22 protein-coding genes are annotated in these 24,326 nt (G+C 67.6%); 14 read left to right on the forward strand and 8 right to left on the reverse strand.

The window, feature by feature from the left end; translation table 11 throughout:
* The coding region (locus HMPREF2924_RS19000; protein WP_070700602.1) for a hypothetical protein at nt 1-285 on the reverse strand (285 nt) is incomplete at its 3' end.
* A gap of 605 nt (nt 286-890) precedes the next feature.
* Entirely contained in the window at nt 891-1,301 is a 411-nt protein-coding gene (locus tag HMPREF2924_RS19005; RefSeq protein ID WP_003129356.1) for a RidA family protein, read from the reverse strand.
* Nucleotides 1,302-1,441: 140 nt separating this feature from the next.
* Here HMPREF2924_RS19005 and HMPREF2924_RS19010 point away from each other — a divergent pair, with 140 nt between their 5' ends.
* A complete protein-coding gene (locus HMPREF2924_RS19010) occupies nt 1,442-2,365 on the forward strand; it encodes a LysR family transcriptional regulator (RefSeq protein ID WP_003129354.1) in 924 nt (307 codons plus the stop codon).
* Nucleotides 2,366-2,897: 532 nt separating this feature from the next.
* Nucleotides 2,898-4,286, forward strand: a complete 1,389-nt coding sequence (piv, locus tag HMPREF2924_RS19015; protein WP_003110541.1) for a protease IV — start codon at nt 2,898-2,900, stop codon at nt 4,284-4,286.
* Nucleotides 4,287-4,606: 320 nt separating this feature from the next.
* On the opposite strand, the gene HMPREF2924_RS19020 is transcribed toward piv, so the two are convergent.
* Nucleotides 4,607-4,888 carry a peptidylprolyl isomerase gene (locus tag HMPREF2924_RS19020; protein WP_003093561.1) on the reverse strand — a complete coding sequence of 94 codons (282 nt, stop codon included), beginning with the start codon at nt 4,886-4,888 and terminating at the stop codon, nt 4,607-4,609.
* A 142-nt stretch (nt 4,889-5,030) separates the two neighbouring features.
* Here HMPREF2924_RS19020 and HMPREF2924_RS19025 point away from each other — a divergent pair, with 142 nt between their 5' ends.
* The 3 genes from HMPREF2924_RS19025 (at nt 5,031) to HMPREF2924_RS19035 (ending at nt 7,808) form a co-directional block, all read left to right on the forward strand.
* Nucleotides 5,031-5,432, forward strand: a complete 402-nt coding sequence (locus tag HMPREF2924_RS19025) for a GFA family protein (protein WP_003129347.1) — start codon at nt 5,031-5,033, stop codon at nt 5,430-5,432.
* A 99-nt stretch (nt 5,433-5,531) separates the two neighbouring features.
* On the forward strand, nt 5,532-6,275 hold the full coding sequence (gene eftM, locus HMPREF2924_RS19030) for a class I SAM-dependent methyltransferase EftM (protein ID WP_003129346.1): 744 nt from the start codon (nt 5,532-5,534) through the stop codon (nt 6,273-6,275).
* A 237-nt stretch (nt 6,276-6,512) separates the two neighbouring features.
* Nucleotides 6,513-7,808, forward strand: coding sequence for an OprD family porin (locus HMPREF2924_RS19035; protein WP_003093566.1), 1,296 nt, complete (start codon nt 6,513-6,515; stop codon nt 7,806-7,808).
* A gap of 42 nt (nt 7,809-7,850) precedes the next feature.
* Here HMPREF2924_RS19035 and HMPREF2924_RS19040 read toward each other — a convergent pair whose 3' ends face one another.
* Entirely contained in the window at nt 7,851-9,494 is a 1,644-nt protein-coding gene (locus tag HMPREF2924_RS19040; protein WP_003093568.1) for an acetolactate synthase large subunit, read from the reverse strand.
* Nucleotides 9,495-9,794: 300 nt separating this feature from the next.
* Here HMPREF2924_RS19040 and HMPREF2924_RS19045 point away from each other — a divergent pair, with 300 nt between their 5' ends.
* Both HMPREF2924_RS19045 and HMPREF2924_RS19050 read left to right on the forward strand, forming a co-directional pair.
* Entirely contained in the window at nt 9,795-10,514 is a 720-nt protein-coding gene (locus HMPREF2924_RS19045; RefSeq protein WP_031690608.1) for a B3/B4 domain-containing protein, read from the forward strand.
* A 27-nt stretch (nt 10,515-10,541) separates the two neighbouring features.
* Complete coding sequence (locus HMPREF2924_RS19050) at nt 10,542-11,180, forward strand: FMN-binding negative transcriptional regulator (protein WP_003112977.1); 639 nt, start codon at nt 10,542-10,544, stop codon at nt 11,178-11,180.
* Nucleotides 11,181-11,183: 3 nt separating this feature from the next.
* Here HMPREF2924_RS19050 and HMPREF2924_RS19055 read toward each other — a convergent pair whose 3' ends face one another.
* Nucleotides 11,184-11,651, reverse strand: a complete 468-nt coding sequence (locus tag HMPREF2924_RS19055) for a VOC family protein (protein ID WP_003118992.1) — start codon at nt 11,649-11,651, stop codon at nt 11,184-11,186.
* A 25-nt stretch (nt 11,652-11,676) separates the two neighbouring features.
* On the reverse strand, nt 11,677-12,699 hold the full coding sequence (locus HMPREF2924_RS19060) for a GlxA family transcriptional regulator (RefSeq protein ID WP_023094509.1): 1,023 nt from the start codon (nt 12,697-12,699) through the stop codon (nt 11,677-11,679).
* Nucleotides 12,700-13,006: 307 nt separating this feature from the next.
* Between HMPREF2924_RS19060 and HMPREF2924_RS19065 the strand changes: the two genes are divergently transcribed.
* From HMPREF2924_RS19065 to pqsL, 6 genes are all read left to right on the forward strand, one after another.
* Entirely contained in the window at nt 13,007-13,735 is a 729-nt protein-coding gene (locus HMPREF2924_RS19065) for a GntR family transcriptional regulator (protein WP_003129342.1), read from the forward strand.
* 92 nt (nt 13,736-13,827) lie between these two features.
* Nucleotides 13,828-15,147 (forward strand): NAD(P)/FAD-dependent oxidoreductase, encoded by a 1,320-nt coding sequence (locus HMPREF2924_RS19070; protein WP_003129341.1) that lies wholly within the window; start codon nt 13,828-13,830, stop codon nt 15,145-15,147.
* A gap of 135 nt (nt 15,148-15,282) precedes the next feature.
* Complete coding sequence (locus HMPREF2924_RS19075) at nt 15,283-16,611, forward strand: MFS transporter (protein ID WP_003129340.1); 1,329 nt, start codon at nt 15,283-15,285, stop codon at nt 16,609-16,611.
* Between the two features lie 64 nt (nt 16,612-16,675).
* Entirely contained in the window at nt 16,676-17,587 is a 912-nt protein-coding gene (locus HMPREF2924_RS19080) for a dihydrodipicolinate synthase family protein (protein ID WP_003093588.1), read from the forward strand.
* Entirely contained in the window at nt 17,580-19,070 is a 1,491-nt protein-coding gene (locus HMPREF2924_RS19085; RefSeq protein WP_014604043.1) for an aldehyde dehydrogenase, read from the forward strand. The genes HMPREF2924_RS19080 and HMPREF2924_RS19085 overlap by 8 nt, the downstream gene beginning before the upstream one ends.
* A 167-nt stretch (nt 19,071-19,237) precedes the next feature.
* Nucleotides 19,238-20,443, forward strand: a complete 1,206-nt coding sequence (gene pqsL, locus HMPREF2924_RS19090) for an FAD-dependent monooxygenase PqsL (protein WP_003093592.1) — start codon at nt 19,238-19,240, stop codon at nt 20,441-20,443.
* A gap of 4 nt (nt 20,444-20,447) precedes the next feature.
* Here the strand turns inward: pqsL and bfiR are convergent, their stop codons facing one another.
* Together bfiR and bfiS are read right to left on the reverse strand one after the other, a co-directional pair.
* Nucleotides 20,448-21,092, reverse strand: coding sequence for a two-component system response regulator BfiR (gene bfiR, locus HMPREF2924_RS19095; protein ID WP_003129339.1), 645 nt, complete (start codon nt 21,090-21,092; stop codon nt 20,448-20,450).
* A gap of 2 nt (nt 21,093-21,094) precedes the next feature.
* The gene (gene bfiS / locus HMPREF2924_RS19100) at nt 21,095-23,371 is read right to left on the reverse strand and encodes a two-component system sensor histidine kinase BfiS (RefSeq protein ID WP_003129338.1); all 2,277 of its coding nucleotides are present in this window, start codon (nt 23,369-23,371) and stop codon (nt 21,095-21,097) included.
* A gap of 245 nt (nt 23,372-23,616) precedes the next feature.
* Between bfiS and HMPREF2924_RS19105 the strand changes: the two genes are divergently transcribed.
* A partial coding sequence (locus HMPREF2924_RS19105; protein ID WP_031759320.1) for an AMP-binding protein occupies nt 23,617-24,326 on the forward strand: 710 nt, incomplete at its 3' end.

The following is a 24,326-nucleotide window of genomic DNA, read 5'->3' on the forward strand; positions in this document are numbered from 1 at the left end:
AGGTCTCAGGTGAGCTTCATGCGATTGCCTTGCGGCGCAATAAAGCCCCCGCGCATCCGAAGCCAACAGCAGGAAAGCCCGCGCCGAGCGCTGCAAGGCGGCGGGCACCTCGGCTTTATCCTCACCCAGGCTGAGCACCGCGAGGAGTTCAGCCAGAGCGCCAAAACGGTACTCGGCGGCATGCAGCAACTGGTAGGCCGGAGCGTCCTGGCGCAGGTAGAGGACGGCGGAATCGGAATCAGAGGAATGCTGGGAAAGGGTGGGGAGTGCTTCGAACTCAGACATGTAAAGCTCCTTTCGTTATCAGGAGCAGCCTTTTGCCGTCGCCAAACGGTCAAGGAGGCCGCTGTGCACAGGTTGGCGAACCAGGACGAAAGGAGCCCGGCAGACCCGGGGGTCTCCCATGCACAGCGACCGCGGCACAGCATCGTAGACACGGGGCGCATCTGCAATGGGTACATGGGCGCTGCTACACCTTTCGTCGTTCAGGTCGCCAAACCTGATCACGAGGGTTCGTGATGGAACGACAGTAGCGTGGCAGGCTCACACCTCGGCAGGTGTTGAGTTCCCATAGGCCTCTTATACATTTCTGACAAAAGATGGCCATGGGCTACCTTGAAGAAGACCTCGCCCCCCGGCCAGGTCATTGGCTGGTACCGACCCAAGTCTATTGCAAGGAAAGAGAAATGACTGACAGAAGGCCGATCAACCCTAATGTGAACGTTCCCAAGCCCGGGGGCGGGGAACAACCGCGCTCCAGAAATAAAGATGGACAGATACGTGACAAACGTAGCGATGCAGGAAAACCGAGGAAAAAATAGCGGTGGATACCTCTGACCACCAGCAACCCAGGTGGTCAGATATAAAAGTCTGAGAGTAATCCGGGCGATCTACGCCCCTCCTTCTCGCCCCTCCGGCAACCTCGCCACCACCTTGATCTCGAAGCTGAAGCCATACAGCCAGTTCACCCCCACCGCCGTCAGCGTGGGGTGCGGCGCCTCGCCCCAGTACTCCGGGACGATCTTCCAGATGCGCTCGAAGTTGGCCTCGGCGTCGACCATGAACACGGTGACGTCCAGCACATCGTCGAACCCGCAACCGGCCGCGGCGAGCACCGCATTCAGATTGTCGAAGGCGCGGCGGACCTGGGTCTCCAGCTCGGGTTCGGGAGAGCCGTCGTCGCGGCTGCCGACCTGGCCGGAGACGAACAGCAGGCCGTCGCTGCGGACCGCCGGGGAATAGCGGTTGCGCTCGTAGAGGGCCTGGCGGCCGGCGGGGAAAACCACGTCGCGTACAGTCATGCGATACCTCCATCCTGGGGCTCCCGGCCCCGTCATCGTCGATGGAAGAACGGTAAGGTCGTGCGCGCCGTGGATAAACGCGCAACCCTGGCCATGACTGTTTGTAGAATCCAAACAATCCCCGACGCCCCGGAGCCCCGATGGACCGTTTCGATGCGATGCAGGCCTTTGCCCGTGTGGTGGAGACCGGCAGCTTCACCAAGGCGGCGGAGACGCTGCACATGAGCCGCACCAGCGTCACCCAGTTGGTCCAGCAACTGGAAGCGCGGCTGCGGGTACGCCTGCTCAATCGCACCACGCGCAAGCTCAACCTGACCGCCGACGGCGCCGCCTACTACGAGCGGGTGGTACGCCTGCTGGCGGAACTGGACGATGCCGAGACCAGCCTCTCCAGCGCCGCCCTGGCGCCCCGCGGGCGTCTCCGGATCGACGTGCCGAGCCCGCTGGCGCGGCTGCTGCTGATCCCGGCGTTGCCCGAGTTCCATGCGCGCTATCCGGAGATCCAGATCGACCTGGGCGTGAGCGATCGGCTCGTCGACCTGATCGACGAGAACGTCGATTGCGTCATCCGCGGCGGCGAACTGCGCGACCAGTCGCTGATGGCGCGGCGGGTCGGCGACCTGCAACTGGGGGTCTACGCGGCACCGGCCTACTTGCAGCGCGCCGGCGTGCCGAGCCACCCGCGCGAACTGGAGGACAGCCACCAGCGCATCGTCGGCTTCCTCTGGGCGCGCACCGGCAAGGCCCTGCCCTACGCCATGCACAGGGGCGAGGAAAGCCTGCGGGTGGCGGGCCGCCATGTGCTGGCGGTGGACGACGGCAACGCCTACCTGGCGGCCGGGCTGGCCGGCCTGGGCATCCTCTGGCTGCCGCACTACATGGCGCGTGAGCCCCTCGCCCGCGGCGAGCTGCTGCCGCTGTTCGAGGACTGGAGCCTGGAGCCGATGCCGCTGTACCTGGCGTTCCCGCCGAACCGCCACGTCAGCGGCAAGCTGCGGGTGTTCATCGAGTGGGTCGCCGAACTGATCGCGCGGCATGCGCCGCCGTTGCATCCGCCGCTCTGAAACAAAGACGGAGGCGTATCCTGGAAAACCCTGGAGTAATGGTAAGCGGCCAGGGCTCTATATATGCCCCGCGATTATAAAGATGACTGATACGACCATAAGCCGGATATCCTGGAATTCAACCAAGCCGACATCGGAACGGTTTCCAAGCGGTGAATGAAAGATTCACCCAGCCTTATATTAAGGACTGGTCAAACCGGATAACTTGAAAATCCGGATTTCGTTAACCCGATCACATCGATAGATGCACCAGCAAAGCACTCGCGCACTACACCCTGCACCTCTATGAAGCAAGCCGAAGGCTCTATAGCGGCACTCCAGACCAAACTTTAGTTGGTAGAGAGAGCACTCCAACATCAATGACAAGTGAGGGGAATAGCTATCTATTCTGCTATCCATAAACGCTTCTTCATATTTAATAGCTAGCAGAAACGAATATAAAAAATATTTGAACGACTCCGTCACCCCTGCATATCTTTCGCCACGCGAACGATTAAGGAAGTTGCCCTCCCCAAACTGAAGGAGTCGATTCATGCATAAGAGAACGTACCTGAATGCATGCCTGGTTCTCGCGCTGGCTGCGGGCGCGAGCCAGGCCTCGGCCGCGCCCGGTGCGAGCGAAATGGCTGGCGACGTCGCCGTGCTCCAGGCTTCTCCGGCGAGCACCGGCCACGCCCGCTTCGCCAACCCCAACGCGGCGACCTCGGCGGCCGGCATCCACTTCGCCGCGCCCCCCGCCCGCCGCGTGGCCCGCGCCGCGCCGCTGGCGCCGAAACCGGGTACGCCGCTGCAAGTAGGCGTGGGCCTGAAAACGGCAACTCCGGAAATCGACCTGGCAACCCTCGAATGGATCGACACTCCGGATGGGCGCCACACCGCGCGCTTCCCGATCAGCGCCGCGGGGGCCGCCAGCCTGCGCGCCGCGATTCGCCTGGAAACCCGCAGCGGCTCGCTGCCCGACGACGTGCTGCTGCACTTCGCCGGCGCCGGCAAGGAAATCTTCGAGGCCAGCGGCAAGGACCTCTCGCTCAACCGTCCCTACTGGAGCCCGGTCATCGAGGGCGATACCCTGACCGTCGAACTGGTGCTGCCGGCCAACCTGCAACCGGGCGACCTGCGCCTGTCGGTACCCCAGGTATCGTATTTCGCCGACTCCCTGTACAAGGCCGGCTACCGCGACGGCTTCGGCGCCAGCGGCAGCTGCGAGGTGGATGCGGTCTGCGCGACCCAGAGCGGCACGCGGGCCTACGACAACGCCACCGCCGCGGTGGCGAAGATGGTCTTCACCAGCTCGGCGGACGGCGGCAGCTACATCTGCACCGGCACCCTGCTGAACAACGGCAACTCGCCCAAGCGCCAGCTGTTCTGGTCGGCCGCGCACTGCATCGAGGACCAGGCCACCGCCGCGACGCTGCAGACCATCTGGTTCTACAACACCACCCAGTGCTACGGCGACGCCTCGACCATCAACCAGAGCGTCACCGTGCTGACCGGCGGGGCGAATATCCTGCACCGCGACGCGAAGCGCGACACCCTGCTGCTGGAACTCAAGCGTACTCCGCCGGCCGGCGTGTTCTACCAGGGCTGGAGCGCCACGCCGATCGCCAACGGCTCGCTCGGCCATGACATCCACCATCCGCGCGGCGACGCCAAGAAGTACTCGCAGGGCAACGTCTCGGCAGTGGGCGTCACCTACGACGGGCATACCGCCCTGACCCGCGTCGACTGGCCGTCGGCGGTGGTCGAAGGCGGCTCGTCCGGCTCGGGCCTGCTGACCGTCGCCGGCGACGGTTCCTACCAGCTACGCGGTGGCCTGTACGGCGGCCCCTCGTACTGCGGCGCGCCCACCTCTCAGCGCAATGACTACTTCTCCGATTTCAGCGGCGTCTATTCGCAGATCTCCCGCTACTTCGCGCCCTGAGGCCAGCCAGGCTATCGATCGCGCACCGGCGAATAACCGCGCAGCGGTTATTCGCCCTACGCCTGGATCGGCGCGTGAAAGTGCAGCTTCTTTCATCGGTCCGGAACAGGTGCCAACGGCATTATCCGCCGTTTATCCCGCGCAGCGGTTATTCGCCCCACACCCGGATTGGCGCGTGGAAGTGCAGCTTCCTTCATCGGTCCGGGACAGGTAGGGCGCATAACGCCAACGGCGTTATCCGCCGTTTACCCCGTGCAGCGGTTATTCGCCCCACGCCCGGATCGGCGCGTGGAAGAGGGGCGTTATGCGCCGCCGCACGTTCAGTCCTGGCGGCTGGTGACTTCCAGCAGGTGGTAGCCGAACTGGGTCTTCACCGGGCCCTGGACCACGTTCAACGGCGCGCTGAAGACCACCTGGTCGAACTCGCGGACCATCTGGCCGGGGCCGAACGAGCCCAGGTTGCCGCCGTCGCGGCCGGAGGGGCAGGTGGAATGCTCGCGGGCGACTTCGGCGAAATCCGCACCACCTTCGATGGCGGTTTTCAGTTCGTTGCACTTGGCTTCGCTGGAAACCAGGATGTGGCGGGCAGTGGCTCGGGCCATGGGGAAATACTCCTAGGGTGAAACGGCAGAGCCTAGCAGACATCGACGCCAGCACCGACAGCCCACGATCGGAGGAGGCGCTCGACAAGCGTGGCGCGGGCTGCTTGACTCGCCGCCTTTGCGAATCCGGGAACGCCTTCCGATGAGCCAGACTTTCCACGGCAGTTGCCTGTGCGGCGCGCTGCGCTACCGCCTGTCGTCGCCCCCGCGGGCGCTCTCCCACTGTCATTGCAGCCAGTGCCGCAAGGCCCATGGGGCGGCATTCGCCAGTTATGGCAGCGTCCCCGTCGCGGACCTGCACATCGACCGCGGCGCCGACCTGCTCGCCGCGTTCAGCTCCTCCCCCGCCGTGCTCCGGCGCTTCTGCTCGCGCTGCGGCTCGCCGCTGTTCTGGTCAAGGAGCGAAGGCAAGTTCGCCGACTGGGTATCGGTCGCCCTCGGCAGCCTGGACACGCCCTTCCCATCGGAGAAACAGAAGCATGTCCAGGTCGCGTCGATGGCCTGCTGGTACCGGATAGCCGACGACTGGCCGCGGTTCGACTGAAGTCCGCCCGCGATCCGCCGGCCGGTGCCTGTTTTTTCGCCGGCAAAGCCCGGGCCTGGGGTACCATGCCGCGCCCTTCGCCGCCGGTCCTTGCCGCCCATGTCCGCCACTGCGCTGTACACCGACCTGTCCCACTATTACGACCTGATGTGCGCCGACATCGACTACCAGGCGCAGAGCCACTGCGTGCGTCGCCTGCACCAGTTGTTCGGCAACCAGGGCCGGCGGCACCTGGACCTGGCCTGCGGTACCGGCCCTCACGTGAGGCACTTCCTCGATTTCGGCTATCGCAGCGCCGGCCTGGACATCAACCAGCCGATGCTCGACCTCGCCCGACAGCGCTGCCCCGAAGCGCACTTCAGCCGGCAGGACATGGCCGGCTTCCAGGTGGACGAGCCGCTGGACCTGATCACCTGTTTCCTCTATTCGATCCACTACAACGCAGGGCTGGAGCGCTTGCGCGCATGCCTGGCCAGCGTGCATGGCGCACTGGCGGATGGCGGCGTGTTCTGTTTCAACACGGTGGACAAGGGGCAGATCGACAATCGCTCGTTCGTCCACCATTCCGTGGAGCATCGAGGCAGCCGCTTCACCTTCGGTTCCGGCTGGTACTACAGCGGCGAGGGCGAGCGCCAGGCGCTGCGCCTCGGTATCGAGAAAACCACGGACGGAACGACCCAGACCTGGGAGGACGAACACCCCATGGTCGCCCTCAGCTTCGCCGAGCTGCAGCACCTGTTGCAGACGCATTTCGAGGTGCAGGTCTTCGAACACGACTACGAACGGATCACGCCCTGGGCCGGCAGCTCCGGGAATGCCCTGTTCGTCTGCGTGAAGCGCTAGCCTCCGGATATCCTGGCGCAAACGTGACGATCAGGCTGGCACGGGCGGGGCAGCGTTTCACAGGGGGCTGCGGAGGATTCTTCGTCGCTTTCGGCACGCTGCGTCCGACCCGCTAGAGGCCTGCCTGGCCGACGATCCGTGCGCGCCTTCTCGGCTAGACCAAGGTCGCAAAGACCCCGCCGACCATCTGTGACACCTTCGCGCGTTTTTTTACCCCCCGCTGTCGAGAGTCACCGCATGTCCGCCCCGTTTTCCCCCCGTTCGCCCCGCACCCTTCGCGGCCTGGGCGCCCTCGCCCTGTGCGGCGGATTCGTCGCCCCGGCCCCTGCCGCCTTCCTCGAGGACGGCAGCGCGCGCCTGGAAGCGCGCACCGTCTACTTCAACCGCGACTTCCGCGACGGCAGCTCGGCCAACCCGCAGGGCGCCTCCAAGCGCGAGGAAGCCGCGCAGGGCTTCATCCTCGACCTGCGCTCGGGCTATACCGAGGGCGCGCTGGGCTTCGGCGTGGATACCCTGGCGATGCTCGGGATCAAGCTCGACTCCAGCCCCGCGGACAGCAATAGCGGCCTGCTGCCTTCCAGCGGCCACGATCCGCGTCGCTCGGTCGACCAGTACGCCAAGGCCGGCGTCGCCGGCAAGATGCGCTTCTCGCAGACACAGTTCAGATACGGGGCGATGCTGCCGGACATGCCGTTGCTGAAATACAACGACGGACGCCTGCTGCCGACCCTGTTCCACGGCGCCCAGCTGACCAGCGAGGAGATCGCCGGGCTCAGGCTCTCCGCCACCCGCCTGGAGCGCTACACCGCGCGGGACTCCAGCGATGCCCAGGACATCCGCCTGCACTGCAAGAACAAACGCTACGCCTGCGACACCACCGGCAACCGCTTCGACGCCTACCAACTCGACTACCAGGTCAACGACGGCCTGCTGTTGCAATACGCCCAGGGCGGCCTGCGCAACGTCTATCGCCAGCGCTACCTCGGTGCCGTGGGCAAGCGGCAGCTCGGCGCCGGCAAGCTGAGCGCCGACCTGCGCTGGTTCGACAGCGAGGACGCCGGCGCGGCCCGCGCCGGCAAGATCGACAACCGCGCTCTCAGCCTGCTGCTCGCCTACGCCCAGGGCGGCCACACGCTCAGCGCCGGCTGGCAGCGGATGAACGGCGCCAGCTCGATGCCCTACCTCGACGGCAGCAATCCGTACCTGGCCAACTACCTGCAGGTGAACGACTTCGCCAACCCCGAGGAACGCTCCTGGCAACTGCGCTACGACTTCGACCTGCGCAGCGTCGGCGTGCCCGGCCTGAGCTTCATGACCCGCTACGTCAACGGCGACCATATCCGCCTGGCCAACGGCGACGAGGGCAAGGAATGGGAGCGCGACATCGAGCTGAAGTACGTGGTGCAGAGCGGCCGCTTCAAGGACCTCAGCCTGCGCCTGCGCAACGCCACCTACCGCACCGACTTCGAGCGCTCGGCGCGCGACGTGGACGAGGTGCGCCTGATCGCCAGCTACAACCTGTCGCTGTTCTGAGCCGTCGCGCCGGAACGCACGCCGGCGCGACGCTCCGGCGGTTCAGACCGCCAGGGCGCGTTCGCGCAGCTCGACGTTGAGGATGCGGTCGTTCTCCGAGTAATCCACCGGGCAATCGATCACATGCACCCCGGGCGTGCCCAGGCAGCGCTCCAGCAGCGGCAGGAAGCCCTCGGCGCTGTCGACCCGGTGGCCATGGGCGCCGTAGGCCTCGGCGTAGCGCACGAAGTCCGGGTTGCCGTAGTCCAGCCCGAAGTCGGCGAAGCCCATGTTCGATTGCTTCCAGCGGATCATCCCGTAGCCGTTGTCGCGCAGGATGATCACCGTCAGGTTCATCTTCAGCCGCACCGCGGTTTCCAGTTCCTGGCTGTTCATCATGAAGCCGCCATCGCCGCACACCGCGACGATCGGCCGGTCCGGGTAGACCAGGTGCGCGGCCATCGCCGAGGGCAGGCCGGCGCCCATGGTGGCGAGGGCGTTGTCCAGCAGCACGGTGTTGGGCATGTGCGCCTTGTAGTTGCGGGCGAACCAGATCTTGTACATGCCGTTGTCCAGGGCGACGATGCCCTGCGACGGCAACGCCCGGCGCACGTCGGCCACCAGGCGCTGCGGATAGAGCGGGAAGCGCGGGTCGTCGGCGCCTTCGGCGACCTGCGCCTCGTTGGCCTCGCGGATCGCCAGCAGGCGGGTGAAGTCCCAGTGCGCGGTATCGTCCAGCGCCTCGCCGATCTGCCAGATGGCGTTGGCGATGTCGCCCACCACTTCGATCTGCGGGAAATACACCGGGTCCACCTCGGCGGAACGGAAGTTCACGTGGATCACCTCGGTACCGCCGCGAACCATGAAGAACGGCGGCTTCTCGATCACGTCGTGGCCGACGTTGACGATCAGGTCGGCCGCCTCCACCGCGCGATGCACGAAGTCGCCGGCGGACAGCGCGGCGTTGCCGAGGAAGCGCGGGTGACGCTCGTCGACCACGCCCTTGCCCATCTGGGTGGTGACGAAGGGAATGCCGGTCTTGTCGATCAGTTGCTTGAGGACCTTGGCGGTCATCTTGCGGTTGGCCCCGGCGCCGATCACCAGGATCGGGCTGCGCGCGGCGCGCAGCTTCTCCACCGCGGCGCAGATCGCCTTGTATTCCGCCAGCGGCCGGCGGCTCAGGCTCGGCGGGATGGGCAGGCTGTCGGTCTGCTCGGCGGCGATGTCCTCCGGCAGCTCCAGGTGCACCGCGCCGGGCTTCTCTTCCTCGGCCAGGCGGAACGCCTCGCGGACCCGCGAGGGAATGTTGTCGGCGGAGGCCAGTTGGTGGGTGTACTTGGTCAGCGGCTGCATCATGCCGACCACGTCGAGGATCTGGAAGCGGCCCTGCTTGGACTTCTTGATCGGCTTCTGCCCGGTGATCATCAGCATCGGCATGCCGCCCAGGTAGGCGTAGGCGCCGGCGGTGACCAGGTTGGTGGCGCCCGGGCCGAGGGTCGACAGGCTGACCCCGGTCTTGCCGGTGAGGCGCCCGTAGGTGGCGGCCATGAAGCCGGCCGATTGTTCGTGGCGGGTGAGCACCAGCCGGATCTGCGACTTGCGCAGGGACTCCAGCAGGTCGAGATTCTCCTCGCCGGGAATTCCGAAGACGTACTGCACGCCCTCGTTTTCCAGGCATTGCACAACCACATCGGCTGCCTTGGCCATCTGCGTTCTACCTCGGGTGGTGGCGGTTCTGACCGCTCGAACACTGCGCCCCTCGCGCCTCGCTGTCCAGCCCCGACCGGCCGGCGGAAGGCTCTGGCGCCGGCTTCGCCGGCAAGCGAACGCCGCTCCCGTCATTAGCGCAGCTGAACCCGACCACCCGATCATCAGCACAGCTAATAATTCATTCGCTGATTTCATGGTGAGGGCGGAGCCCGGATGGTAAAAATCCACCTACCGCTTTACGCGCCGGCCAAGCCGAATGCCCCGCCCCCTCCATCTCACCGAACCCTGAAGACGACCATGCCCGAGCACGCCCCGATCCTCCCCGTCATCGCCGCCGAGGTGGCCGCCCTCGCCCCCGGTTTCCGCGCCCTGAGCCTCACCGTCGAGGCGGCGCCGATCGTTCGTCCGGAAATCGCCGGCCGCGCCATGGAGCGCGCCTGCCAGGCGCTGGCGCGTGGCGAACCGGACTGGGCCGAGGCGCACCTGGCAGCCTGGGCCGAGGCGTTCCGCCGCTTCGGCGCCAAGCCGCAGCGTACCCCCTGCTCCGCCGAAGCCCTGCGCAAACGCGCGCTGCGCGACGGCGGGCTGCCGAGCATCGACCCGGTGGTGGACCTGTACAACGCCATCAGCGTGCAATTCGCCATTCCGATAGGCGGCGAGAATCTCGCCGCCTATGCCGGCCCGCCGCGCCTGGTGGTCGCCGACGGCAGCGAGACCTTCGACACCCTGAAGAACGGCGAGGCGCTCGACGAATCCCCCGACCCCGGCGAGGTGGTCTGGCGCGACGACCTCGGCGTCACCTGCCGCCGCTGGAACTGGCGCCAGGGCGTGCGCACCCGCCTGGATGCCAGCGCCCGGCGCATGTGGTTCATCCTCGAGAGCCTGCCGGAAATGCCGCTGGCGGCCCTGCACGAAGCGGGCGGCCTGCTGCTCGACGAATTGCACCTGATGATGCCCGGCATGCGCGCCGACTCGCGCCTGCTGTGCGTGGCGACGGTACCCGCCGACAGCGTATAAGGACCCAGTCCCCGAGGAGAACAGAACATGTACCTGCCTTCGCATTTCGAAGAGTCCGACCCGCAGGCGCTGCACGCGCTGATCCGGGACTATCCGCTGGGCCTGCTGGTCAGCCACGGCGAAGCGGGCCTGGACGCCAACCACCTGCCGTTCGAGCTGAGCCCGGCAAAGGGCGCGCAAGGCACCCTGGAAGCCCATGTCGCGCGCAACAACCCGGTTTGGAGCGAGCTGCGCGACGGCGACGAGGTGCTGGTGGTGTTCCGCGCCGGCGATGCCTACATCTCGCCGCAGTGGTACCCGAGCAAGCAGGAGCACCACCGCCAGGTGCCGACCTGGAACTACCGGGTGGTCCACGCCCACGGCCGGGTGCGGATCCGCGACGACGAACGCTATGTGCGCGGACTGGTGGCGCGCCTGACCCGCACCCACGAGGCGACCCAGGAAACGCCCTGGAAAATGACCGACGGCCCCGCCGACTACATCGACGAGATGCTCCGGCTGATCGTCGGCATCGAAATCGAGATCACCCGCCTGGTCGGCAAGTTCAAGCTCAGCCAGAACAAGGAAGCCCGCGATATCCGCGGCGCCAGCGCAGCGCTGCTGGCCCGCGGCGAACAGGCGATCGGCGCGGCCATGGACGATTGCGCCGCCCGGCGCGACGGCTGAGGTTCAGGCCTCGCCCGGCTGCGGCCGGTGGTGGACGAACTCGACCACCGTGCCGTCCGGCAGCAGCGCATTGAAGCAGGCACCGGTGGGCGCGCGCGCCGGCCCGAAAATGATCTGCGCGCCGGCAGCCAGCAACCGCCGGTGATAGGGCTCGATGTCGTCCACCAGCAGGGTGCCAGTGGTGCTGCGGAACGGCGCCAGCGCCTCGTCGCTGCCCTCCAGCAGGAGGAAGGCGCCGACTGCGGCGAGTGTCAGGCGTTTCTCGGGAAAGTCGAAGCGCATGTCGTGGGCGACGCCCTGCAGGTCTTCGTAGAAAGCGATGGCCGCATCGATGCTGCCCGGTTCCAGGTAGACACGGATGAACACCCGCGGCTCGGCGAAACCGGACGAGTCGTTGACGCGACGCCAGAGAAAAGGCTGGGACATGGCGCAGGACCTCCGCAGGCCAGGGCGAAAGGTCCGTTCTAGCATGCCGGCCGCGTCCGGCGAAACGCCCTCATTTCGTCGAGCGGACGTTGCCGTAGCGCACTTCTTTCGACGGCGGGTAGCCGTAGAAGCCGGTGTAGCACTTGCTGAAGTGGCTGGGCGAGACGAAGCCACAGGCGACCAGGACCTCCAGCATGGTCAGGTCGGAATGTTGCAGCAGGCGCCGGCACTCGGTGATCCGCAACTCCAGGTAGTAGCGCACCGGCGTGGTTCCGAGCTGCTGCTGGAACAACCGCTCGATCTGCCGCCGCGAGCGCCCCACGTAGTGGGCGAGCTGCTCCTGGCTGAGCGGTTCCTCGATATTCGCCGCCATCAGGTTGATCACTTCGCGCAGCGGCTCGCTCATCTTCTCGTGCAGGGCCGGGCGCACCCGCCGGTAGCGCGACTCCTCGAAGGCGAGGATATCCACCACCGCCTCCACCAGGTCGCGCCCGTGGCGCCGGGCGATCCACTCCAGCGCCAGGTTGAAGGCGCCGGTGGGGCTGGCCGCGGTCAGGCGGTCGCGGTCGACCATGTAGCTGTCGCTGGTCACCTGGCTGTTGCGGGCGATCTCGGCGAGGGCGGCGCGGTGCTCGGGATGGATGCAGCAGCGGTAGCCATCCAGCAGGCCGGCGTCGCCGAGGAACCAGGCACCGTTCCACAGCCCGGCCAGGGCGACGCCGCGCGACGCCACGTCCTGCAACGCTTCCCGCAGCGCGGCGGACGAGCGCAGGGGCGTGCGCAAACCGCCGCAGACCACCAGCAGGTCGAGTCCTTGCCGCGCCGCCGAGGCGAGCGCCAGGTCCGGGCAGATCAGCAACCCGAGGTCGCTGGTCACCGGCTCGCCGCTCAGGCTGAAGTTGCTCACCGCGAAGGACTCGCTGCGGATCAGGTTGGCGGTCACCAGGGTGTCCAGCGCCTGGGTGAAGGCCGGCAGGGAAAAGTGTTCGAGCAGCAGGAAGCCCACCCGCGCCCGTGCCGAGCCCCCCTCCCCGGCCCCGGTGAACCTGAGGTTCTGCCCTTGCAGGGCGGCGCTGAAACGCCTTCTTTCCATCGATTCGTGCCTCTTGTTCTTCTTGTTCCCGGCCAGCGGGCCGCGACGCCTGCCGTCGCGGCGAAAACCCTGGGCGCTCCATCATATGCGCAAGCCATGTAACTTGGCGCCTCCCTGGCGCGCCGGGGGAATATGCTCAAATACGCCCTCGGGGGGCTGCCCCTTTCGCACACCACGGCGTCAGCGGAAACAGCGCGGACGAACGGTACGGAAACGCCCCGAAAAACCTGTAGACATATTGTCTAACAGAATCCTATAGTCATTATACAAACTGTAGACATAGCCCATGACAAGTAGAAAGGCCTCCATGAAAGCCCAACCCGACGTCGACTCGAACAGCGCCGATGCCCCCTTGGACCGCAAGGCGGTGCTGGGCGATGCGCTGCGCCGGCGGATCCTGAGCATGGAACTGGCGCCCGGCGCGGTCGTCGACGAACTCGCCCTGTGCGACGAGTTCGGCCTCTCGCGCCCGCCGGTGCGCGAACTGCTGCGGCAGATCGCCGCCGAGGGCTACATCGAACTGGAAGCCAATCGTGCGCCGCGCGTCGCGGCCATGAGCCACGACTCGCTGCACGCCTTCTTTCTCGCCGCGCCGCTGATCTACATCGCCACCACGCAACTGGCGGCCACCCATGCCAGCGAAGCGGAGATCGAGACGCTCAAGGCGATCCAGGAAGATTTCCGCAAGGCCATCGAAGAGAAGCATGTGGAAAACCGCGTCATCCACAACGACGCCTTCCACCTGGAGATCGGCAGGATGGCCCACAACGACTACCTCATGCCCAGCCTGCGTCGCTTACTGATCGACCATGCGCGGCTGGGCAAGATCTTCTACCGCCATCCGACCACCGACGACATGCAACGCGACCTGGAACTCGCCTGCGACCAGCACGACCAGATCGTCGATGCCATCCAGCGGCGCGATCCGGATGCGGCGGCGGACATCGTCCGTGCGCATTTCGAGCTGTCGCGCCGGCGCATGGCCGAGTACGCGGCGCCGGCCGGAGTGGAGGTGGCGCTGGTCTACGAGGGTTAGCGAGCCCCCGCGCCACGGCCCCGCCCGAGAAGCGGAGGCGGTCACGCAGGGGATGGTTACCGGGTTCCAATAACAAGAGTCAGGTCCCTGCGATGACGAAAGTAACCCACCTCCCGGCCGACGACCGTTCCTGCGGCTGGTACCACCTCAGCCCGCCGCGGCGGCCGAAGCCGGCCCACTACGGCAGGAGCGCCGCCCGCTGGGTGGTGGTCGGCGCCGGCTTCACCGGCCTCGCCGCCGCGCGCCAGCTGGCGCTGCATTTTCCCGACGAGGAGATCGTCCTGGTCGAGGCCCAGGAAGTCGGCTTCGGTACCGCCGGGCGCAACGCCGGCTTCGCCATCGACCTGCCCCACGACATCGGCGCCGACGACTACATCGGCGACATAGCGACCGCCCGGATCGGCCTGAAGCTCAATCTCGCCGGCCAGTCGCTGCTCCGCGAACAGGTGCAGCGCCATGCCATCGACTGCCAGATGAGGGCCTGCGGCAAGTACCAGGCGGCCGTCGAGGCGCGCGGCGTGGCTGTGCTCGACGCCTACCGGCGCGGCCTCGATCGGCTCGGCCAGGCCTACGAGGTGATCGAGGCGGACGACCTCCCGGGACACATCGGCACCGCTTTCTATCGCAAGGCCCTGTTCACCCCCGGTACCCTGCTGGTGCAGCCCTCGGCCCTGGTCAAGGGCCTGGCCGACAGCCTGCCGGGCAACGTCAGCCTCTACGAACACACACCGATCACCGCCGTGGAATATGGCGACAAGACCCTGCTGAGCCATCCCCACGGCAGCATCCTGGCCGACCGCCTGGTCCTCGCCAACAACGCCTTCGGCATGAGCTTCGGCTTCCTCCAGGGGCGGATGCTGCCGATCTTCACCTACGCCAGCCTGACCCGGCCGCTCGATGCCGAGGAGCAGGCCCGCCTCGGCGGCCGCCCCTACTGGGGCCTGATCCCGGCCGACCCTTACGGCACCACGGTGAGGCGTACCCCGGACAACCGTCTGCTGATCCGCAACAGCTTCAGTTTCAACCCTGACGGACGCAGCGCCGGGAAATACCTTGAGCGCTTCGCCGTACGCCATCGCGCCTCGTTCCGCCAGCGCTTCCCGATGCTCCCGGAAGTCGGCTTCGACTACACCTGGGGCGGCTCGCTGGCGCTGTCGAGGAACCACATGGGGCACTTCGGCGAGCTGGCGCCCAACGTCTATGGCGCCCTGTGCTGCAACGGCCTGGGGGTAACCCGCGGGACCGTCACCGGGAAGCTGCTAGCCGACTGGCTGGCGGGCGAACGCAACGAGCTGATCGACTTCCTGCTGCGCGCGCCCGGTCCCAGCGGCAATCCACCCGAACCACTCCTTTCCCTTGGCGTGAACCTCAACCTGAGGTGGGGGCAGTATCGAGCAGGTAGAGAAAGCTAGGCATCCCTAGTAACGCGCCCACGGGCGCCGACTTCGATTCAGACGGCCATTGAAGACCGGAGCTGGAGAGCGTTCCAGCCTCGCGGATTCGCTCGGCCCGAATTCACCGGCAGCGGTTAGAACCAGGAGACAATAATGACAAATCCTACGACCTCGATCGAAGACGTACCCCTCAACGCCTTCCACCGGCTGTTGACCCTGCGCTCCGGCGGCGGCTCCTTCGTCGACGGCTACGTGCTGAGCATCATCGGCGTGGCGATGCTGCAGATGACCGCGGCATTGCAACTGAGCAGTTTCTGGCAGGGCATGATCGCCGCCTCGGCGCTGGTCGGCATCTTCTTCGGCGGTTTCCTCGGCGGCTGGCTGACCGACCGCCTGGGCCGCCGCAGGCTGTTCTTCGTCGGCCCCAGCCTGTTCGTCCTCGCTTCCCTGGCGCAGTACGGGGTCGACTCGGCGGCGGCGCTGTTCGTCCTGCGCTTCCTGATCGGCGTGGCGGTGGGCATCGAGTACCCGGTCGCCACCGCCTTGCTGGTGGAGTTCCTGCCGAAGAAGTATCGCGGACCGCGCCTGGCCACCCTGACCATCCTCTGGTTCGCCGGCGCCGCCTTCGCCTACCTGGTCGGCGACCTGATCCTGCGCAGCGGCGGCGAGGACGCCTGGCGCCTGGTACTGGCCAGCACCGCGGCGATCGGCGCCGTGCTGTTCCTGCTACGCATCGGCACCCCCGAGTCGCCGCGCTGGCTGCTGAGCAAGGGCCGCGACGCGGACGCAGAACGGGTCATCCGCCAGGTCTACGGCGAAGCCTTCTCGCTGGCGAACCTGCCCGAACAGGCGCTGGAACGGAAGGTCACCATCTGGCACCTGCTCTACGCCGGCTACGGCAAGCGCATGCTCTTCGTCACCCTGTTCTGGACCTGCTCGGTGATCCCCGTGTTCGCCGTCTACGCCTTCGCGCCCAAGGTGCTGCTGGCGCTGAACCTGAAGGGCGACTGGGCCTCCTACGGTTCGGTGGCGATCACCCTGCTGTTCGTCATCGGCTGCATCATCGCCACCCGCCTGATCAACCGCATCGGCCGGCGCTGCATGCTGCTGCACAGCTTCCTCTGGTCCGGCCTGGCGCTGCTCGGGCTGGGCGTCTTCCACGCCGGCTCGGAGGCGACCATCCTCGGCCTGTTCGGTGCCTACGCGCTGTTCATCGGCGGCGCCCAGGTGCTGCAACTGGTCTACCCGAACGAACTGTTCCCCACCGAGATCCGCGCCTTCGCGGTCGGCGTCGGCACCTCGTTGTCGCGCGTCGGCGCCGCGGTGGGCACCTACCTGGTGCCGCTTTCCCTGGAAACCCTGGGTACCGCCCAGACCATGTACGCCGCCGCGCTGGTGACCCTGCTCGGGCTGCTCGTGACCTGGGCCCTGGCGCCGGAAACCCGTTCGCTGAACCTGCAGCAGGCGGCTTCGCTCACCTGAACCACCCGCCGCGGCAGCGTCCGCCGGGTGCGCCGCGGCCCAGCATCCCACAGGAGGAAACCCCGTGAAATTCGAAGGTATCTATACCCCCGCCATCACCCCGCTGAGCGCCGACGGCAGCATCGACACCCAGGCCTTCGCCGAGGTCCTGGAGTTTCTCGTCGAGTCGAAGGTGCACGGCATCGTGATCGGCGGCTCCACCGGCGAGTACTACGCGCACACCGCCGAGGAACGCCTGGCCCTCGCCGCCCACGCCAGCGAAGTCATCGCCGGGCGCCTGCCGCTGGTGGTGGGAACCGGCGCGATCCGCACCGAGGACTCGCTGGCCTACGCCGAAGCCGCCCGCGCCATCGGCGCCGACGCCATCCTGGTCGGCTCGCCGCCCTACGCGCTGCCGACCTCGCGGGAGATCGCCGAGCACGTGCTGGCGGTGGACCGCGCCGCCGGCCTGCCGATCATGCTCTACAACTATCCGGCGCGGATGGGCGTGGAGATGGACGAGGCGTTCTTCGCCGCCGTCGCCGGCTGCCGCAACATCGTCGCGATCAAGGAAAGCTCCGGCTCCACCGCGCAATTGCACCGCCTGGCCTGCCGCCACCCGCGGATCGCCTTGTCCTGCGGCTGGGACGACCAGGCCCTGGAGTTCTTCGCCTGGGGCGCGCGCAGTTGGGTCTGCGCCGGCTCCAACTTCATCCCTGGCGAACACCTCGCCCTGTACCAGGCCTGCGTGGTCGAGAACGACTTCGCCAAGGGCCGGCGCATCATGGCGGCGATGATGCCGCTGATGGACTTTCTCGAAAGCGGTCACTTCGTCCAGTCGATCAAGCACGGCTGCGAGCTGGCCGGCCTGCGCGCCGGCGGCGTACGTGCGCCGCTGAAGGCGCTGGACGAGGCCGGCAAGGCGGCACTGGCGGAGATCGTCGCCAGGCTCAAGGGCGAGGTCGCGCGGATCGTCGAGGGTGGCCGCCATGACTGAGCTGCTGAGCCGGGAGGAATACGCGGCCATCGCCGCGACGCTGGACCTTCCCCAGCGCGCCTTCATCGACGGAGGGTTCCGCGATGCCTGCGGCGGCCGCACCTTCGCCTCGACCAACCCGGCCACCGGCGAGCTGCTGGCGCAGGTCGCCGCCTGCGACGCGGAGGACGTCGGGCACGCCGTGGCCAGCGCGCGGCGGGCGTTCGAGGACGGCCGCTGGCGCTCGCGCACGCCCGCCGAGCGCAAGGCGGCGCTGCTGCGCCTGGCCGAGCTGCTGGAAGAGCACCTGCTGGAACTGGCGGTGATGGAGAGCCTCGACAGCGGCAAGCCGATCCGCGAATGCCAGCACACCGACCTGCCGGAAACCATCAATACCCTGCGCTGGCATGCCGAACTGATCGACAAGATCTACGACAGCACCGCCCCGGTCGGTTCGGCGGCGCTGGCCATGGTGGTGCGCGAGCCGATCGGCGTGGTCGGCCTGGTGCTGCCGTGGAACTTCCCGCTGCTGATGCTCGCCTGGAAGATCGGCCCGGCGCTGGCGGCAGGCTGCTCCGTAGTGGTCAAGCCGGCCCCCGAGACCAGCCTGACCGCCCTGCGCGTCGCCGAACTGGCCAGCCAGGCGGGGATCCCCGCCGGGGTGTTCAACGTGGTCCCCGGCGGCGGCCGCGAGGCCGGCGAACCGCTGGGCCGCCACCCGGACGTGGCGATGGTCAGCTTCACCGGCTCCACCGCGACCGGCCGCCTGTTCCTCAAGTACGCCGCCGAGTCCAACCTCAAGCGGGTGGTACTGGAGTGCGGCGGCAAGAACCCGGCGGTGGTGATGAACGATGTCGAGGACCTCGACCTGGTGGCGCAACACGTGGTCAACGGCGCGTTCTGGAACATGGGTGAGAACTGCTCGGCGTCCTCGCGGCTGATCGTCCATGCCGAGGTCCACGAGGCGCTGCTCGAACGCATCGGCGCGCAGCTCCGCGAGTGGCGCATGGGCGACCCGCTGGATCCGCGTAATCGCCTCGGCGCGCTGGTCAGCCCGGCGCACTTCGAGAAGGTCCGCGCGTACCTCGACCAGGCCAGGACGGAGCGGCTGGCGGTGCGCTTCGGCGGCGCCACCGAGGCTGGCATCTTCGTCGAGCCGACCGTGGTCGATGGCGTCTCGCCGCACAGCCGGCTGTTCCGCGAGGAAATCTTCGGCCCGCTGCTCTCGGTCACCTCTTTCGACGACATCGACGAAGCCATCGCCCTGGCCAACGACACCGTCTACGGCCTCGCCGCCTCGGCCTACACCGGCAGCCTGCGCCACGCACTGCGCCTGTCGCGGGAGATCCGCGCGGGGATCGTCACCGTCAACTGCTTCGGCGAGGGCGACGCCTCGACGCCCTTCGGCGGCTACAAGGAGTCAGGCTTCGGCGGTCGCGACAAGTCGGTCTGGGCACACGACCAGTACACCGAGTTGAAGACCATCTGGATCGACGCTTCCTGAAGCTGTCCGGCCCGCAAGGGCCGGCACTCCCGCCTGGCGGCGAGACCGGACAACCGGGCCGGACAGGCGACCAAGTGCAGACAACACCCATTCTGCATAACGTTCCGTCGCTATGCTGCTGCCTCCACCCTTCCCTTTTCCGCCAGGAACGACACGGAGACTCATCCATGACGGACAACCATATCGATGTACTGATCAACGGCTGCGGCATCGGCGGGGCGATGCTCGCCTACCTGCTCGGCCGCCAGGGCCACCGCGTGGTGGTAGTGGAGCAGGCACGGCGCGAACGCGCGATCAACGGCGCCGACCTGCTCAAGCCGGCCGGCATCCGGGTGGTCGAGGCGGCCGGGTTGTTGGCCGAGGTGACCCGTCGCGGCGGGCGGGTCCGCCATGAGCTGGAGGTCTATCACGACGGCGAGCTGCTTCGCTATTTCAACTATTCCAGCGTCGACGCGCGCGGCTATTTCATCCTCATGCCCTGCGAGTCGCTGCGCCGCCTGGTACTGGAAAAGATCGACGGCGAAGCGACCGTCGAGATGCTGTTCGAGACCCGCATCGAAGCGGTGCAGCGCGACGAGCGCCACGCGATCGACCAGGTGCGCCTGAACGACGGCCGCGTGCTGCGTCCGCGGGTGGTGGTGGGCGCCGACGGTATCGCCTCCTACGTGCGCCGCCGGCTGCTCGATATCGAGGTGGAGCGCCACCCCTACCCGTCGCCGATGCTGGTCGGCACCTTCGCCCTGGCCCCCTGCGTGGCCGAGCGCAACCGGCTGTACGTGGACTCGCAGGGCGGGCTGGCCTATTTCTACCCGATCGGTTTCGACCGCGCGCGACTGGTGGTGAGCTTCCCCAGGGAAGAGTCGCGCGAGCTGATGGCCGACACCTGCGGCGAGTCGCTGCGCCGGCGCCTGCAACGCTTCGTCGGCGACGAGAGCGCCGAGGCGATCGCCGCCGTCACCGGCACTTCGCGCTTCAAGGGCATCCCCATCGGCTACCTGAACCTGGACCGCTACTGGGCGGACAACGTGGCGATGCTCGGCGACGCCATCCACAACGTGCATCCGATCACCGGCCAGGGCATGAACCTGGCCATCGAGGACGCCAGCGCCCTGGCCGACGCCCTCGACCTGGCCTTGCGCGACGCCTGCGCGCTGGAGGATGCCCTGGCCGGCTACCAGGCCGAACGCTTCCCGGTGAACCAGGCGATCGTCTCCTATGGCCATGCGCTGGCCACCAGCCTGGAGGATCGCCAGCGCTTCGCCGGGGTCTTCGACACCGCCCTGCAGGGCAGCAGCCGTACGCCGGAAGCCCTGGGCGGCGAGCGTTCCTATCAGCCGGTGCGGTCGCCGTCCCTGGAGGCTCCGCGCGGCTGAGCCCTCAGGCGTCCTCGCGCAAGCGCAGCGGGTCCACCAGCCCGGCGGCGATGGCCATGCCCACCAGCTCCGGCAGGGTCTGGGCCTGCATGCGCTTCATCACCCGCGCGCGGTAGAGGTCGACGGTCTTCACGCTGACTTCCAGTTGCTCGGCCACCTCGCGGCTGGTATAGCCGCGCACCAGCGGCAAGAGCACGTCGCGCTCGCGCGGGGTGAGGCTGTCCAGGCGTTCGCGCAACCCGGCGTCGAGATCGCGGTGCCGGCGCCGACGGGCGTGGCGATCGAGGGCCTGCTGCACGCTGTCGAGCAGCAATTGTTCGTTGTAGGGTTTCTCGATGAAATCCACCGCCCCGGCCTTGAAGGCGCGCACCACGATGGGCACGTCGGCATGGCCGCTGACGAAGATCACCGGCAGGTCGATGCCGCGCGCCAGCAGTTCGTCCTGCACGTTCAGCCCGCCCATGCCGGGCATCCGCACGTCGAGCAGGACGCAGGCATGGCGGCCGCCCTCGCAGGCGTCGAGGAAGTCCCGGCCCTGGGTGAAGGGCCGTGCCTTGAGACCGACCGATTCCAGCAGCCAGACCGTCGATTCGAGCATGCCCTGGTCGTCGTCGACCACGTAGACCAGCGCTTCGTCAGGCATAGCCATCCTTAACCTCCCGTGGCGCCGGCGGCGAGCGGCAGCCGGCAGTTCATGAGCAACCCGCCATCCGCCGGCAGCTCGGCTTCGAGGGTGCCGCCGAAGCCCTCGACGATGCTGCGGCTCATCGACAGGCCCAGGCCCAGCCCTTCCGGCTTGCTGGTGTGGAACGGCGTGAAAATGTGTTCCAGCTGATCCGCCGGCACTCCCGGTCCCTGGTCGCGAACCCACAGGCAGAGCAGCCCGCCGGGCTCGACGCGGCTACCGATGACGACCCGCGACGGCGAGCCGGGATGCGCCTCGCGGTTGGCTTCGATGGCGTTGCGCAGCAGATTGAGGAACACCTGTTCGAGCAGCACGCGGTCGGCATACAGCGGCGGCGGATTGTCGGTCATCGCTTCTTCCACCGCCACTTGCCAGTGCCCGGCTTCCCAGGCGCAGAGGCCGATGGCCTCGCGTGCCACCTGGTTGAGGTCGAGCGCCTGCAGGCGCCGCTGGCCCTTGCGCAGGAAGCCGCGCAGGCGCTTGATCACCTCCGCCGCGTGGCCGGCGTGCTCGCCGATCCGCGCCAGCCCCTCGGCCACCCGCCCGGCGGCCTCGGGCTGGCTGCCGAGGACGGCCAGGTAACGCTGGCTGGCGCTGGCGTAGTTCATCACCGCCGCCAGCGGCTGGTTGATCTCGTGGGCGATGCCCGAGGCCAGTTCGCCGAGAGTGACCAGCCGCGCAGTGTGCGCCAGTTCGTCCTGGTGACGGCGCTGCTGAGCCTCGCGCAGTTCGCGTTCGGTCATGTCGCGGGCCACCAGCGAGTAATAGCGCTCCTCGCCGCGGCCGCGATGGGCCAGCAACACCAGCGAGACCGGCAGCGACGGACGCCCGTCCTGCGGTTGCAGGCGCCCCTCGCGGCTCCAAACGCCGCCATCGCGCGCCTGTCGCCAACCCTCTTCGGCCAACCGCGCAGGAGTGTCGCCGGCCAGCAGGCGTTCCAGTGCCGGCGCCTCCTGCCCGTCGGCGATGCCGAGGGCGGCACGTGCCGAAGGATTGAGGTAGGTGACGCGGCCGCCATGCTCGACGAACAGCACCAGGTCGGTGTTCGCCTCGACCACTTCGGCCAGGCGCCGGCGGTTCTCCTCCGCCTCGACCCGCCGGGTGACATCGCGGGACACGCTGACCACCTCCACCACCGCCCCGGTGTAGGTCTCGCGGATCGCCCGGCTGGCGGTCTCGAACCAGCGGTAGCGGCCGTCGCGGTGGCGGATACGGTAGGTGATGGTCAGGTAGCCGTCCTGCTCCAGCGCTTCGCGCGCGCGCAGCGCCACCTGGCCGCGGTCCTGGGGGTGGAACAACGCCTGCGCCGGACGCCCGCGCAGTTCCTCCGGCCAGTAGCCGAGCAGGGTCCAGGAGGCCGGCGAGGCGTCGAGGAAAATGCCGTCGAGGGTATGCCGGGAAATCAGGTCGGTGGTGTTCTCGGTGATCAGCCGGTACAGCCGGCTGGCCCGCGCCGCCTCGCGCTCGCCGCGCAGGCTGGCGGTGGCGTCGCGGCAGCGCGCCAGCACCCGGGCCTCGGCGCTGTCGGGAATGAACTGCCAGAGCAGGATGCGCCCGTCGCACTCCGCCTCCACCTCGCCGAGGGCCCGCGCCTGCCCCAGGCTGGCGCGCACCAGTTGCCCATGGTTGGCTGGGAGGAAGGCGCGCCAGGCCTCGCGCGGCCGCTCGCCAAGCAAGGCAAGGAAAGCCTGGTTGAATTCCACTGCCTGCGCCTCGCCGTCGAGCAGCAGTGCCGGCTGCGGGTCGGCGGCGAGGAACGGCGCGGCGCGGGTGACGCCACGGGCGGCGGCGAGCAACGGTGCGAGGAGCAGGCCGAGCCAGTCCAGCGCGGCGCTCTGCGGCGTATCGCTGGCCACCAGCAGCAGGCCTTCGTCGCCGGCCTGCAGGTCGAGGGCGAAGGCCATGCCATGCTCCACGCCGGCACGCCGCAAGCGCGCGCCGAGCCAGGACGCGGAACGCCGCAATTCGTCCAGCGCCAGCCGGCCGTCGCGCGCCAGGCGCTCGCGCAACGCCAGGTCGCTGGCCCGGTTCGGCTCGCCGGCACCCGGCGGCAGCGCCGGCGACGGCGGCACCGGGGTATAGGTCTGCGCCTGCGGCTGCCAGGCCAGGTACCAGGCCTGGCGCGTACCCGGATGTTCGAGCAGCAAGCGGCGCAGCGCACCGACCCGCTCGACCAGCGGCGCGCCCTCGCGCAGCAGGCGCAGGAGGCTGTTGAGGGCAGGCGAAGCGGGAAGCGGACTCATGGGCGGAAGATGATCCTGGGAACTTATATGGTATTTATACTATAAGCTTATGGTTTAACTTCCATATATTTTTCATCGTTGCTATAAATCGCCCCAACCCAAGGAGCGCTTCGCCTGGTCCTTGGAAGCTGTTCACGATCTGCCGAGCCAGAGAAACCAGCCGTTTTCGACGCAGTCTCTCCGCGCGCGGCAGATCGTGACCCTTACCCAGAACAGAGCTAACAATCAGCCACGGGGTACTCTTCATGTCGATCTTCGAACAGGGTCTCGCGCCCGCCGCCGTCAACCACATCGCCCTGACGCCGCTGAGCTTCATCGAGCGCACCGCCAGCGTCTATCCGCACTACCCCGCGGTGATCCACGGCAACATCCGCCGCGACTGGGCGCAGACCTACCAACGCTGCCGACGCCTGGCCTCGGCCCTGGCCGGGCGCGGCATCGGCCAGGGCGACACGGTGGCGGTGATGCTGCCGAACATCCCCGAGATGCTCGAGGCGCACTATGGCGTGCCGATGATCGGCGCGGTGCTGAACACCCTCAACGTCCGCCTCGACGCCGAAGCCATCGCCTTCATGCTGCAACACGGCGAAGCCAAGGTGCTGATCACCGACTACGAATTCCACGAGGTGATCCATGCCGCCATCGGTATGCTCGACCACCCGCCGCTGGTGGTCGACGTCAACGACCCCGAGTATGGCGAAGGCCGCCCGGTTGGCGAACTGGACTACGAGGCGCTGCTCGCCGAGGGCGACCCGCAGTTCGCCTGGGAATGGCCCCGGGACGAGTGGCAGGCGATCTCGCTGAACTACACCTCGGGCACCACCGGCAACCCCAAGGGCGTGGTCTACCATCACCGCGGCGCCTACCTGAACGCGCTGGGCAACCAGATGACCTGGTCCATGGGCCAGCACCCGGTGTACCTCTGGACCTTGCCGATGTTCCACTGCAACGGCTG

Origin of the sequence: Pseudomonas sp. HMSC063H08, from assembly GCF_001813645.1 — a bacterium.
Lineage (GTDB): Bacteria > Pseudomonadota > Gammaproteobacteria > Pseudomonadales > Pseudomonadaceae > Pseudomonas > Pseudomonas aeruginosa.

Coding starts and splice junctions, on each gene's coding strand:
- HMPREF2924_RS19005 (WP_003129356.1), bottom strand. CDS start 1,301: ATGACTGTACGCGACGTGGTTTTCCCCGCCGGCCGCCAGGCCCTCTAC.
- HMPREF2924_RS19010 (WP_003129354.1), top strand. CDS start 1,442: ATGGACCGTTTCGATGCGATGCAGGCCTTTGCCCGTGTGGTGGAGACC.
- piv (WP_003110541.1), top strand. CDS start 2,898: ATGCATAAGAGAACGTACCTGAATGCATGCCTGGTTCTCGCGCTGGCT.
- HMPREF2924_RS19020 (WP_003093561.1), bottom strand. CDS start 4,888: ATGGCCCGAGCCACTGCCCGCCACATCCTGGTTTCCAGCGAAGCCAAG.
- HMPREF2924_RS19025 (WP_003129347.1), top strand. CDS start 5,031: ATGAGCCAGACTTTCCACGGCAGTTGCCTGTGCGGCGCGCTGCGCTAC.
- eftM (WP_003129346.1), top strand. CDS start 5,532: ATGTCCGCCACTGCGCTGTACACCGACCTGTCCCACTATTACGACCTG.
- HMPREF2924_RS19035 (WP_003093566.1), top strand. CDS start 6,513: ATGTCCGCCCCGTTTTCCCCCCGTTCGCCCCGCACCCTTCGCGGCCTG.
- HMPREF2924_RS19040 (WP_003093568.1), bottom strand. CDS start 9,494: ATGGCCAAGGCAGCCGATGTGGTTGTGCAATGCCTGGAAAACGAGGGC.
- HMPREF2924_RS19045 (WP_031690608.1), top strand. CDS start 9,795: ATGCCCGAGCACGCCCCGATCCTCCCCGTCATCGCCGCCGAGGTGGCC.
- HMPREF2924_RS19050 (WP_003112977.1), top strand. CDS start 10,542: ATGTACCTGCCTTCGCATTTCGAAGAGTCCGACCCGCAGGCGCTGCAC.
- HMPREF2924_RS19055 (WP_003118992.1), bottom strand. CDS start 11,651: ATGCTAGAACGGACCTTTCGCCCTGGCCTGCGGAGGTCCTGCGCCATG.
- HMPREF2924_RS19060 (WP_023094509.1), bottom strand. CDS start 12,699: ATGGAAAGAAGGCGTTTCAGCGCCGCCCTGCAAGGGCAGAACCTCAGG.
- HMPREF2924_RS19065 (WP_003129342.1), top strand. CDS start 13,007: ATGAAAGCCCAACCCGACGTCGACTCGAACAGCGCCGATGCCCCCTTG.
- HMPREF2924_RS19070 (WP_003129341.1), top strand. CDS start 13,828: ATGACGAAAGTAACCCACCTCCCGGCCGACGACCGTTCCTGCGGCTGG.
- HMPREF2924_RS19075 (WP_003129340.1), top strand. CDS start 15,283: ATGACAAATCCTACGACCTCGATCGAAGACGTACCCCTCAACGCCTTC.
- HMPREF2924_RS19085 (WP_014604043.1), top strand. CDS start 17,580: ATGACTGAGCTGCTGAGCCGGGAGGAATACGCGGCCATCGCCGCGACG.
- pqsL (WP_003093592.1), top strand. CDS start 19,238: ATGACGGACAACCATATCGATGTACTGATCAACGGCTGCGGCATCGGC.
- bfiR (WP_003129339.1), bottom strand. CDS start 21,092: ATGGCTATGCCTGACGAAGCGCTGGTCTACGTGGTCGACGACGACCAG.
- bfiS (WP_003129338.1), bottom strand. CDS start 23,371: ATGAGTCCGCTTCCCGCTTCGCCTGCCCTCAACAGCCTCCTGCGCCTG.